Below are 13089 nucleotides of genomic sequence, written 5' to 3'. Positions count from 1 at the left end.
ATTATTAAGAACTTATTGGCACTATTTGCATAGGTTTAACCTTATTTAAATTGTGTTTATTGTTGTGCTTGAGTATTATTGGTTAATATTTATCCGCCATCTGTATGAGTAAATCATGGATTGGATCAATGACATCAATGGATGAAATAAAATATAACTCTCGATGCTTATCTGGGTGTCTTGAATTATTTTTTATAAATTAAACTATTTTTGTACGCTGCATATGGAAGAGGTTATGAGAGGAAAAATACCGAAGACGGAGTTGCTGGTAACTTTTGAAGTTGTTGCGCGTCACGAAAGTTATACCCGGGCTGCTGAAGAGCTGGCTTTAACACAAAGTGCTGTTTTCCGTCAGGTGAATGCACTGGAGGATTTTCTGAATACTTCGCTATTTAATCATGCCAAGAAACGCATTTTTTTAAATGCGGCGGGCAAACATTATTTAAGTATCGTTAAAGAAACGTTAAATAAACTTGAGCGAGATACGACGACGATAATGACCTGGCAGCCGACGGTGCAGGTTATTGAGCTGGCAGTGAATCCGACCTTCAGCACGCATTGGCTGATCCCGAATCTGCGCGAGTTCAACAAACTCAATCCGGATATTATCGTGAATATCCATTCGCTGGCGAATATTGGTGATTTTCTCAATCGGGAGTATGACGCGGCAATCATGCGTGAAGATTTCTACTCGCCATGGTCGGGCGTTGAGTACCTGTTTGAAGAGGAAATCCTGCCGGTCTGCAGCCGCTGCTTGCTGGCTGAGCCGGAGCGGAAACTGGCGGTCGAGGAGTTGCTGAACGAATTCCCGCTTTTACACCAAAGCACGCGTATCAAAGGCTGGCAGGAATGGTTTGCGCTGTCAGACGTCAGCAGCCCGTTGGTCAATAAAGGTCCAAGATTTGATCTGCTGTCGATGCTGATTGCGGCGGTTCGCTCTAATCTGGGCGTGGCATTGCTTCCTCGTTTTGCCATTCAGCACGATCTGGACAGTGGTGATATGGTCATTCCTTGCGATGTCCCGATGCGAACCGGGAACCGTTTCATCATGACGTGGCGTGAAGAGAAAGCGGAATCTGTGCATTTACAGATCTTCCGGGACTGGCTGTTGAATAAATCTGTGGTATCGCCTGCCTGATGGTACCGTGTGCCTTGTCGGGCCTGCAAAGAACGGTAGGCCGGATAAGACGCCAGGGCGTCGTTATCCGGCAAAAGAATGGCTACCAGTCGATTCCCACCTGCGCCTGAATACCGCTGTCAAACGCGTGCTTGACCGGGCGAATTTCGCTGACCGTATCGGCCAGTTCCAGCAACAGTGCGTGGCATCCGCGCCCGGTGACGATAACACTCTGACCGACAGGGCGATTTTCGATGGCGCTGAGAACCTCCTGGGTATCCAGGTAGTGGTAAGCCAGCATGTAAGTCAGTTCATCCAGCACCACCAGATCGTAATGCGCATCAGCCAGCATGCGCTTACTTTCTTGCCAGACTACCGTTGCCGCGTCGATATCCGCTTGCCGGTTTTGGGTTTCCCAGGTAAATCCGGTGCCCATAATATGGAATTCAACGCCGAGCGGCTGCAGGGTGTTGTACTCGCCATTATCCCACTGACCTTTGATAAACTGCGCGATGCCAACGGTTTTTCCGTGACCAACCGCGCGCGTTGCCGTGCCAAAGGCTGCGGTGGATTTCCCTTTACCGTTACCGGTGAAGACAATCAGGATCCCTTTCTTCTCCGTTGCCGCCGCCACGCGGGTATCAACCTGTTCTTTCAGTTTCTGCTGACGTTGGCGGTGTCTGTCATTATTGGCTCGCGCTTCCATTACGTCTCCTTAATGTCCTGCCGGACAGGTTGCGCAGCGATGTTGCTGCTCAAACTGACTAAAGAAGTTATTACCTTTGTCGTCGACTAACACGAAGGCCGGCATATTTTTAACTTCCATCATCCAGATCGCTTCCATTCCCAGTTCGGGATATTCCAGGCAGTGCAGGCTTTTCACGTACTGTTGGGCAAGCAGGGCCGCGGCGCCGCCGATGCTACCGAGGCTAAATCCACCGTGTTTATGGCAGGCATCAGTGACCTGTTGGCTGCGGTTACCTTTGGTGAGCATAATGAGACTACCGCCTTGTGCCTGGAAAGCATCGACATACCCATCCATGCGCCCGCCAGTGGTGGGACCCATTGAACCACAGGCCTGATTCTCCGGCGTTTTGGCGGGACCTGCGTAATAAACGATATGCTTTTTCATGTATTCCGGCATCGGTTCGCCGTTATCCAGGCGCGCTTTGATGTTAGCGTGGGCAATATCACGGGCGACAACAATTGGACCACTTAACGACAAACGAGTACCAATAGGCAGAGCGGACAGGTCGTGCAGAATCTCGCGTAGCGGGCGGTTGAGATCCAACTGTACGGTTTGGGCGCCATTTTCTACCCGTTGGGAATCAGGAATGAATTTGCCCGGGTTATGCTCCAGTTTCTCCAGCCAGATACCGTGTTTGTTAATTTTAGCCTTAATGTTGCGGTCGGCTGAGCAGGAGAGGGCCATGGCGATAGGGCAGGAACCGCCGTGACGCGGCAGGCGAATCACGCGGATATCGTGGGCAAAGTACTTGCCGCCAAACTGCGCGCCGATACCAAACTCACGGCTGGCATTGAGCAACTCGGCTTCCAGGGCCGTATCGCGGAACGCCTGACCCAATTCGTTCCCGCTGGTGGGCAGGTTGTCGTAATACTTGGTTGAAGCCAGCTTGGCGACTTTCAGCGCCTGGTCGGCCGACAAGCCTCCAACGACGAAAGCGATGTGATACGGCGGGCAGGCGGCTGTGCCCAGTGATTTCATTTTTTCGATCAGAAAGGCGGTGAGCTTTTCCGGTTGCAGAATGGATTTTGTTTCCTGGAACAGCGCCGCTTTATTGGCCGAGCCGCCGCCTTTGTTGACGAACAGGAAGCGGTATTCATTGCCAGGCGTGGCGCTGATATCGATTTGTGCCGGCAGGTTAGTCTGAGTATTGACCTCGGTGTACATATCCAGCGGGGCATTTTGCGAATAACGCAGGTTGTTTTCGGTGAAGGTGGTATACACGCCTTTGCTTAACGCTTCTGCGTCATCGCCGCCGGTCCAGACATGCTGACCTTTGCAGGCCACAATCGTTGCCGTTCCGGTATCCTGACAGTTAGGCAGCACGCCTTTGGCCGAAACTTCAGCGTTGCGCAGCAGTTGCAATGCAACATACTTATCGTTACCGCTGGCCTGTGGATCGTGCAGAATGCTGGCGATCTGCTTCAAATGTCCGGCGCGCAGGAAGAATGAAGCCTCATAAAATGCCTGCTGTGCTAATAAGGTTAACGCTTCAGGCGCAACCTTAATCACTTCCTCTCCGTCTAACTCCGAAACTGTAACGTGCTGATTACTCAGTAATTCATATTCGGTACTATCTTTACCCTGAACAAAGAGTTCCTGCCAGACAAATGGTTTAGACATGTTTACTTCTCACCTCTTCGTGTTGTTTGCCGGATAAGCGAAGCGCCATCCGGCATAGAGTTTTATTTTGCTAAAAAGACATTCGCTTCGGTCGCTTCGGCGACATATTCGATCGTTTTCTGGGCACGAACGCTGTTACCGGCTTCATCCAGCGGCGGGGAATAGACGGCTATCGCATATTCGCCTGGCACAACGGCAACCATCCCACCGCCGACGCCGCTTTTCGCCGGGATGCCTACGGTGTACAGCCACTTACCACTACCGTCGTACAAGCCGGCAATGGCCATTTCAGCCAGTACCTGCGGGACATATTTTTCATTCAGCAATTGCTTACCGTTGAACGGTGATTTGCCTTTGTTCGCGAGTACCGCGCCCATTTTGGCCAGTTGCTCAACGGTGATATCGACGGAGCACTGACGGGTATAAATTTCGACAGCGTCGTCTGTGTTGCCATAGAAGCTGTTATAGGATTCCATCAGCTTCGCCAGCGCCTGGTTGTGCTGGTTGGTTTCCATCTCGGATTTGAAAACCGGCTCGTTCACGGTGAGTGTGGCATCAGCCCAGACGTTCAGGTTGTCGAGGATTTTGTTCCAGCGATCGGTTTTATCTTTGGCTTCGATCAGGCTAACGGTGCTCATCGCCCCGGCGTTTACCAGCGGGTTTTCCGGTGCGCCTTTAGTCAGTTCTACGGCCAAACCAGAATTGAATGGCATGCCGGTGGCATTGGCCCCAAGTTTCTCCAGGACGACCTGAGGGCCATGTTGTTCCATGGCGAGCGCCAGGGTGAAGACTTTACTCAGGGATTCCATTGGGAAGGGTTTATTAACATCGCCCACCTGATAGATCTTGCCGTCCACCGTGGCAATGGTGATGGCAAAATTTTTCGGGCTGTAGGTCGCCAGGGCAGGGATGTAGTCGGCGACTTTGCCATCGTTGTTACTTTTATATTTCTGATGTGCCTGGTCGATAATCTTTGCGTAATCCGGCGCGGTTTGCGCGAATGAGGTGGCGCAAAACAAGAGGCTGAAAGAAAAGAGACTCACGCCGATAAGGGTTTTATTCATGGTGTAATCCTGTTGGTGTGTTCATCATCTTGCCGGATAAGCGTGAGCGCCATCCGGCAATCGCGTGCTATCAGGACATCGCAACTTCTGACGGTTCGGTCGCCGGACGTTCTTGTTCCGGTGTCTTCACTGGCGCAGTTCCGCGACAGCCCTGGCCGAAGTGTTCACCTTCCCAACGACCTACAATGGCAGCACCCATGGCGTTACTCATGACGTTGGTAGCGGAACGACCCATATCGAGGAATGGATCCACACCCATTAGCAGGATCAGACCGGCTTCCGGAATGTTGAACTGGTTCAGGGTAGCGGCGATAACAACCATTGATGCACGCGGTACGCCCGCCATCCCTTTCGAGGTCAGCATCAGGATCAACAGCATGGTGATTTGCTCGCCCATGCTTAGTTCGATATTGCACGCCTGAGCAATAAATACGGTGGCAAAGGAGCAGTACGCCATCGAGCCGACCAGGTTAAAGGAGTAACCGATAGGCAGAACGAAACTGGCGATTTTTGAGGAAACGCCGAATTTTTCCAGTTTGTCCAGCGTGCCTGGGAAGGCGGCTTCAGAGCTGGAGGTGGTGAAGGCCAACAGTGCTGGTTCGAGGATTGATTTCGTTAAACGCGCGATGCAAGGCCCTACGATCATGGTGGACAGACCGATCAGGATCGCCCACAGCATACCCAGCGTCAGGTAGAACTCACCCATAAAGATCCCGGCGCTGACCATTACTCCCAGACCACGTTCGGCAATCAGACCCGAGATAGCGGCAAACACGGTCAGTGGCGCAAACAGCATGACGTAGCCCGTCAGCTTCAGCATTACGTGCACCAGTGAGTCCAGAACCTTCACGATCGGCTCGGCTTTTTCACCAATCGCAGCCAGGCTGCAACCGAGGAAAATTGAGAAGACGACGATCTGCAGAATTTCGTTACGTGCCATCGCATCAACAATACTGGTTGGTACCGCGTGCGAGATAAATACTTTCAGCGTGAACGGTTCAGATTTAACGGCGGCAACGGCCCCGGCGTCATGCGGAACAAAGTTGATGCCAGCGCCTGGCTGGAAAATATTAACGATAACCAGGCCCAGCGCGATTGACAGCAGTGAGGCGCAAATAAACAGGAAGAAGGTTTTCGAAAATATACGTCCCAGCGTTTTGGCATCGCCCATTTTGGCAATACCCACAACCAGAGTTGAAATAACCAATGGCGCGATAATCATTTTCACCATGCGTAAGAATATGGTGGTAAAAATGGAAATATCTGCTGCATAAGATTTTGCCGTTTCAGCCGCGACCATATTATTTATGGCCACCCCGGCAATCATGCCGAGTATCAGACCTAATATGATCATCTTCGTTAAACTTATTTTCTTCATGTGTACTCCATCGGATAAAGGTTGGTAATTGGAATTGTGTAGGGCGGCGCGCGCCTGAACCTGGACAGCAGTTCAGACGCACGCCTGTTGTGACCAACCGCATGAATAATTCGAAGCACTGTGATACAGCTGAATTCTGTGCTCCAATGGCTGTTATTGTGTTTTTTACTTCAGGTCGAACTCAATACTTAATAATGGCGCGTGTTGCTGCGCACCATAAACATCATTGTCACCAATGTTGCCGGAGATAATATCGCGCGGCATGACAATTTTTACGGCATTTGCTGGGTCAAACCAGACAATATTATGAATAAAGTCAGGTTTGACATTATACAAACCAGCAATAAGTTGTGGCGTTAATTGTTCTGAACGCTTCACTCGCTGATAATCTTCACGGGTTTTAAATAAAATATCTAAAACCAGTTCGTACGGCCCGGCATTTTTGGAACGAATGACTTGCGCCAGCGAACAAATTGAGTGTTTCATGCCTGAACTCCTTCTGGCGTCACCTGTTCAATGTGGAAATCAAAACGCAGCGTATCGCTCGCTTCAATCAGGTGATAGATCGAGAACTCATACACCGGTCCACTCTGAATATCGGATGGCGAGAACGGGAAGGCGAGGTTGCCCGCGGTCGCAATGCGATTTTCATAACCGTAGTGCAGCAGGGTAGAGCGCACCAGCGAGCAAACGCTGTTGGCGATATCCTGCGTCGGCGCGACGACGTCCAGCAAAATCCCCAGTTCATGACCGGCGGTTTTCATCGGCTCATGGTTGCCCATCACACCGTTCTTACCGTACAGGTGGAACGTCATACGGATACTGTCGTCATTCAGCGAGAGGTTACGCTTAACGCTGGCCTGTACCTCTTCGAGAATAGTGTCAATTCCGGCAATCATGATCGGGTCGCGCGTTCCGGCGATGGTCAGGCAGCGGAAGCCAACCTGACGTGCGCCTTCCAGTTTCAACGCATACGGCGTTTCTTCATGACGTGAACCGCTGACATACACTTCGCCCTCGTTAACCTGGGTGAAAGTGCACGCTTTCAGGTTCAGCACGCCGCCTGGCCCCGGCAGGAAGTACGGATCGGACTTCTCATACAGGGTGTGCGCCGCCGCGGAAGTTTCAGTGAACTTACGCTTGGGATTGAACGCTTTCAGCGTAAAGCCGTTGTCGTCAATGATCCCCATCGCACAATCTGAGCCAGAGCCAGGGGTGGCGGCAATGGCGGCACACTCAAGGATCTTACCGCAATGAAGCGCCAGACCTTCATCAAAGCCCTGCATAATCGGCAGCGCGGCGAAGCAGGCCGGATCGTAGGCTCGTCCGCCCAGTACCACCTGCGCACCGGCTTGCAGCGCGCGCTGGAATGGCTCGACGCCCATCTGCGCGACAATGTAGGTGCTGTCTTCAATTGCCTCGTGAGTCAGTTCAGGCACAAAATCGAGCGCGGTGATTTTGCCGTTATCCAGCGCCTGATGAACGATTTCTTTGTCAACATCAGACGGGATGAGCGCCATGGAGAAGGACAGTTTTTCTTCCTGGGCAATCTCATGGATTATCTGGCGACACCACTCCAGATGCGGAGCGGCGCCTGAACCACCGGCCGTGCCAATCACTACCGGGATGTTGTTCTTAACGCCTGCTACGATCATATAGCGCAGATCGCGTTTCACTCCGGCCCTGTCGGTAAAAGGTTTACCCGCCCCCAGGTAGTGAGGGCCAGGATCGGAGGAACCTGCGTCAACAGCAATAAGATCCGGTGACTCTTCCATGGCTTTACGAAAACTCTCTTCCGGGAAGCCATAACCCAGGATAGCCGTAGGCGATAAGATCTTAAATGTGCGTGCCATCTCTTAATCCTTAGTTTGCAACAGCGCGATGGTGCGGTTCATTTCGTTAAACACGATGTTGAGACCTTCATCGAAACCCATACCTGGTTTGACCAGCATGCGCATAGGACGCGCAGCCAGCGCGACGTGTACGCAGGTGCGAGCACTGATTTCCGTTTCGTTACAGGTACCGCCCTGATAGGCTTCCATCGCGTGTTTGTTGCAATACAGCACTGCGTCAACGATGTTGTGAATACCGCCCAGATCCGGGGTTTTGATCTGCACCATGTGGCAGCTGCCCGCATCGGTGAAGTCCACAATGTCCTGATAGGTGTTACACCACTCATCCGCAACGATTTTCACGCCGGAACCCAGACGGGTCAGCTCTTTGGTAATGGCGGTTAACATGCGGATCTGATCCGGCTTGTTACCGGCATCCACCGGACCTTCAATGTAGAGCGGCAGGCCCTGAGCTTCCGCTTCCAGGCTGGCGATGTATTCAGCGCAGCGCACCGGATCCATATCGAAGATCAGACCGATAGTGCCATAGACATCAATGTGCAGCGTCGGGTGATAACGCTCGCTGGTGCGCAGGGTTAAGATGCGATTAGACAACCAGCGCACATACTCACGCAGCTTTTCACCTTTAAAGCCCAGCTTCTCTTCCACGTTGTTGATCAACGCGTGCGGCAGAACGTCCACGCCTTTAAGGATCATCTTGTCGACGGCGATATAACGGTCATCACCACTCTGACCAAATAATGGAATGGCTTCCGGGACGCATGGCAGTTGCCACTCGTCGCACACCACTTCAGTTTTCAGACGGCCGGTCGCCAGCGCCGCCGCGTCGAGCAGTGCCTGAGAAAGACCGTAACGGACGGCGGTATGCAGCAGATGGCCATCGATACGCAACTGATCAAAGAAGCGGGCGTTTGGCAGGAAAGCATCCACGTCACGGCCTTCCAGCAGCGGCTTGATATGATCGTTGAGGAAAGGAATAAAGTTTTCAGCCAGGAACAGCGGGTCGCGACCGCCTGCGCCTGAATATTGCACCGCAGCACAATCGCCTACCGCCACTGCGCCGTTTTCCAGAACCAACTGCACAGAAACGCATTCACCCGCCTGGCGGACAGAGGTAAAGCCAGGCGTTACCGGGGAGCCGGTATAGATAAACCCGTCATGACCGGCACCGTTTTTGATGGCCTGCTGATCGTCAAAATAAAATGAGGAGTAGCCAGCGGTGAAAAGGGCCTGTTTAATTTTCATTATGGTCTTCCTATTAATTTACTGTGGGATACGGCGTTGATGTCATCAATGACCATCTGGAAAGAAGGTTTACGGCCTTCGAAATGCGCGCGCTCTGCGACGTAGTCGTGGTGCAGGGCGAGAATGTCTTTCGGCAGCGGAACAGCGCCGGCTTCGAGAATACGGATGGCGCCTGTGTTATCGCGTACCGGCAGAATCTTCCCGGCGTTACAGGCGGCAGGGGCGAAAGGCACATCCAGCACGCCTGCTTCAAAGGCCAGCACCGTACCGCGTGCAATATCGCCATTGCCGAGTTCAAAGACTTTTTTCAGCACCGCGCGGACTTCGCTCTTGATCAGCTCGACTTCCTGTTCCACGGCTGCGCACTGCGGGAATTTCTGGTCGCTGACCATGTTGAGCATCTGGCGTGATGCTTTAAGACCCTGAGCGTTAGCGGCCGCTGTTGGGATACCGAACGCTTCGTGCGGGCTTTTGGTGATCACTTTTGTTGCGCCCGACATACCGGCAACCGCTGCGCCCCAGGCGATAACGGAGAAGGCTTTCGCTTCATCTTCCGGGAACCCGCCCATCCACTGGTGGAAAACGGTGCTCAGCTCGTAATCGTCGAAGCCGTGGTTATGGAAGTATTCGTGGGATAGCTCACGCAGCGCCTGAATTGCGGCGATATCCTGCGTCAGGCTACCGACCTGACCGTAGCCGACGGTGATTGACTTCACGCCCTGTTCCAGCGCCAGCAGACCTTCAATAATCGCAACTGAGTGGGACATAAATGGTGGGATCAGGGTGCCGGTCAGCGGACCAAACGGTTCGCGGTTGATGCGAATACCGTTCTCTTCATACAGACCCATCAGACGATCGCAGTACTGCCAGTCGCGGATGGATTTTTCCAGGGTGACGCGTTTGGCATAAGGGATGTTGTAAGAGATACCGCCGCCTTCGTAGCTGGTAAAGCCACTGGCCATGGCGATTTCTGCCAGCAGGCGCGCGTCCGGCGTACCGTGGCGAACCTGGATCGGTTTTTCCAGCGACTCAGTCATACGGCGGCAGGCAGCAACCCCGTGATTGACGACCGGTAAACCATTCAGCTTGGAAGTCCCTGCTTCGATGGATTTCTGGATCCCGACAGCGGCTTCTTCATAGCGGTTCAGACGGGTGTAGGCATCAATAGTACTTGGCAGGAGGTCGCACTCTTCCTGCAACGTTTTGAGCAGCGCAATATGCTCGTCCATTAACGCCACGCCTGCGCGCGGTTGGCTCAGGGTTCTACCTTCCTGATCGGCCTTCAGCAGGGCAAGGGAGAAGCGCTTTTTATCCGGAATTGATTGCTGGTACTTCACGCCATCTTCGAAGTTCTCAACGTCTTTACCGGTTTCCCAGGTTTGCAACACCTGATGCCTTTCGGTCATGAATTCGTCATGGGTCAATTTTTTATTTCGAAGTTCCATTCGTAGCTGCCTTTAGTTTTGTAGGGTTAAACACTGAATGCTGGTGCGAGCAGCGGCTTGCGGGTACAGCCTGGCGACATTTGCCAGTAGAGGGAGCAGGCCATTTGAATCGCGGTAATACTCAAACTGGTTCGGTAACAGAATTCTTTTACCCTGGTCGTCCAGCTCCCGGTATTTGAGCCAGTTATGGATATCGAACTGGCTGGCGCGAGAGAGCCATCCACCTGAACCGACGACTTTGCGTACGGTGGTGAGATCGCGACCCATCTGTAAATCCACGTTACCCACGCAGGTGCAAACCTGCTTTTTAGTGCCCGCGTGGCGCTCAGCGGCATAGCCCACGCATAAACCTGCCAGCAGAGTGTCGAAATATTTCTCCTCCTCGCTGAGTGGCAGGTAATCCGGCTGCCCAACCAAATGACGCAGGTAGCGGTAAAACGCTTCCTCGCGCTGCGGCTGTTGGGCGAAGATGACTTTCACCATTTCCTGTGTGCTTTCTCCCACCACGACGGCGGAAACGCGCATTCCCAGGTCGCCTTCAACGGTACGTTTGACGAAAGGTTCTGGAACGCCATGCAGGACGGTATCGGGGGAGAGGGTATTCGCGCTGGCCGAATAGACATCCGTGGTGGCTCCGCCCATATCAATCAGCATGAATTCCTTCCATGCGCTGTCGTAATCGCTAATGGCTTTGACTAACTCATATACCGTCCATGGCGTCGGCATTGGCTCTTCGCCTGTTTCACCGACAATGACATCCAGACCTTTGCCTTTCACAATGCGCGACAAAAACACATCACAAATCGCCTGGCGTGCGGCAAACGGATTCGGGTGATCGAGATCAGGCAGAATGTTATCTACCGTGGTCAGATCCTTGTGTCCGAGAATCGTTTGTATTTCATCCTGAATGTCCCGGTTTCCTGCGTAGATAATGGCGCAATCCAGCTTCGAGTCTGCCAATGCACGCGCATTCGCCAGACCATAGCTTTCTTCTCCACCGTCTGTACCGCCGGTAAATAACAGGATGTCCGGTGGTGATGATTCCAGCTCCTGTATGTCATGACGGTTCAGCTTGTACGAATAATATTGCGCGATTTTCGCTCCTGCCGAATGGGCGGTAACTTTTGCCGATTCCAGCGTAATGGAAGGCACCAGCCCCATCGCTGCAACGGCGAGCCCACCTTTAGCCGAGGAGGAGTATTTCAACTGCACTTCACCACTTTTCAGTAACGGGCGAGCATCGGCAACATTCAGCACCTGATTCAGGCTGGCAAAAAAACCGTCTGCCAGATGATGTGTGGTGGTTGGGGTCAGGACATGGTTTACCAGGGTTAACTCCTCGCCTTCATGGGCGAAGAGGGCTGCCTTGGTCCAGGTCGAGCCGATATCGACAGAAACTGTTTGCATCAGATAGCCTCTTCCAGGCAACGCTGTTCGAGGCCATTGTGTTGGTGAATATCATTGGCGATAAGCGCGCAGACATCTTCCAGATCGTGGCTGGGGGCGAAGACGCGGTTAAATCCCATCTCTTTAAACTTCACTTCCACATCGGCGAAGTCATGTTTGCCTACAACCAGGTTGCCGCCGACGTACAGCAGAATGTCACCGAGTCCGCGTTCGATGCAGCGTTCACGTAACCCGAGGCAGTCGATGTCACCATGTCCGTAAATAGAGGACACCACGATGGCATCGGCGCCTGTTTCGATCGCGGCATCGATATATTCATCCTGACTCACCATCACCCCGAGGTTGATTACGTGAAAATCATGCGCAGTAAAAACGCGATCCAGAACTTTATTGCCTACTGCATGGCAGTCAGCACCGATAACGCCAATAACAAGTGTAGATTTTTTCATGGGTAATCCTCTGTAGGGCTGATGGTCAATAAGTGAAAATACTTTTCTAATATTCAGAGCTTGGATTGTGACAACCTTTTAATAGGGTTGGAGTTTCTGTGGAAGAGAAAAAGGAAGCAATTGATCTATTTTCAAAATATCCTGACAAAAATGATCGTTATATTTATTTCCATAAAAATGTGTTTGTAATCATGTGGTTACTATGTGTTTTTTGTTCTTATTTTAATTTTTTAGAAAATCGAGTAATAAATAACTTGCCATGTTTGTGATCAAAATCTTATTTTGTTGGGCGCGTCATTCAGGTAACAATTTTAATAATTTCAAAAATTCCCTTCACTAAATAACTTGTGAACAACCTAACGGTTTTTTATTTATTAATCTTATATGTCACAATTATTCCTTTGTTAAATTTAGGATAAAAATGATAATGAATTGTTTGTGGCATATTTAATCTTTGCCATAGAAGCAAAGACGCGACGTGAACGATAACTTATGGTGATGACAAAAGTGACAGGCGGACTTTCTGCGCCAGAACGCTCAATGCAATGCGTTGGCCAATGGGGAGCGTTTCCGCTTCCAGTTGAGATAGTTACATCACGGTGTTAATTATAAGTAAAAATAAAATGAATAATTTGTATTAAATAACTATTCCACGCCTTGCTAAACAAAAAACTGTGAGCTACCCAGCAATAGTGACTCTTTATCTGCTGGCAATTTTATTTGCCTGGTCGGTTAAAAGACCGTGTAGATTTAAATAAATATC

11 protein-coding genes are annotated in these 13089 nt (G+C 51.5%); 1 reads left to right on the top strand and 10 read right to left on the bottom strand.

The genetic code is table 11. The annotated features are described in order from the left end of the window. The first annotated feature begins 235 nt into the window (after positions 1-235). Positions 236-1138: a LysR family transcriptional regulator gene (locus AC534G_RS17505; protein ID WP_038638907.1), complete on the top strand. Its 903-nt coding sequence runs from the start codon at positions 236-238 to the stop codon at positions 1136-1138. A gap of 82 nt (positions 1139-1220) precedes the next feature. Here the strand turns inward: AC534G_RS17505 and cobO are convergent, their stop codons facing one another. The 10 genes from cobO to glmS form a co-directional block, all read right to left on the bottom strand. Then, complete coding sequence (cobO, locus tag AC534G_RS17500) at positions 1221-1823, bottom strand: cob(I)yrinic acid a,c-diamide adenosyltransferase (protein WP_038638910.1); 603 nt, start codon at positions 1821-1823, stop codon at positions 1221-1223. 9 nt (positions 1824-1832) lie between these two features. Next, positions 1833-3485, bottom strand: coding sequence for a class I fumarate hydratase (locus AC534G_RS17495; RefSeq protein WP_110498554.1), 1653 nt, complete (start codon positions 3483-3485; stop codon positions 1833-1835). A 62-nt stretch (positions 3486-3547) separates the two neighbouring features. Continuing rightward, positions 3548-4549, bottom strand: coding sequence for a glutaminase A (gene glsA / locus AC534G_RS17490; RefSeq protein ID WP_038638918.1), 1002 nt, complete (start codon positions 4547-4549; stop codon positions 3548-3550). A gap of 70 nt (positions 4550-4619) precedes the next feature. After that, a complete protein-coding gene (locus AC534G_RS17485; protein WP_038638921.1) occupies positions 4620-5927 on the bottom strand; it encodes a dicarboxylate/amino acid:cation symporter in 1308 nt (435 codons plus the stop codon). Positions 5928-6092: 165 nt separating this feature from the next. Further along, a complete protein-coding gene (locus AC534G_RS17480; protein WP_496594440.1) occupies positions 6093-6413 on the bottom strand; it encodes a DUF4387 domain-containing protein in 321 nt (106 codons plus the stop codon). Then, positions 6410-7780, bottom strand: coding sequence for an acyclic terpene utilization AtuA family protein (locus AC534G_RS17475; protein WP_110498553.1), 1371 nt, complete (start codon positions 7778-7780; stop codon positions 6410-6412). The genes AC534G_RS17480 and AC534G_RS17475 overlap by 4 nt, the downstream gene beginning before the upstream one ends. A gap of 3 nt (positions 7781-7783) precedes the next feature. Next, positions 7784-9025, bottom strand: a complete 1242-nt coding sequence (locus AC534G_RS17470) for a methylaspartate ammonia-lyase (RefSeq protein ID WP_038638925.1) — start codon at positions 9023-9025, stop codon at positions 7784-7786. Further along, positions 9025-10470 carry a methylaspartate mutase subunit E gene (locus AC534G_RS17465; RefSeq protein ID WP_038638927.1) on the bottom strand — a complete coding sequence of 482 codons (1446 nt, stop codon included), beginning with the start codon at positions 10468-10470 and terminating at the stop codon, positions 9025-9027. The genes AC534G_RS17470 and AC534G_RS17465 overlap by 1 nt, the downstream gene beginning before the upstream one ends. A gap of 12 nt (positions 10471-10482) precedes the next feature. Continuing rightward, a complete protein-coding gene (gene glmL / locus AC534G_RS17460; protein ID WP_038638930.1) occupies positions 10483-11877 on the bottom strand; it encodes a methylaspartate mutase accessory protein GlmL in 1395 nt (464 codons plus the stop codon). After that, the gene (glmS, locus tag AC534G_RS17455) at positions 11877-12326 is read right to left on the bottom strand and encodes a methylaspartate mutase subunit S (protein WP_038638933.1); all 450 of its coding nucleotides are present in this window, start codon (positions 12324-12326) and stop codon (positions 11877-11879) included. The genes glmL and glmS overlap by 1 nt, the downstream gene beginning before the upstream one ends. Between the last annotated feature and the right edge of the window lie 763 nt (positions 12327-13089).

It is taken from the genome of Citrobacter sp. CRE-46 (genome assembly GCF_059615875.1).
The sequence above is the reverse complement of the archived record's forward strand: the minus strand, read 5'-3'. Positions and strand labels throughout refer to the sequence as shown.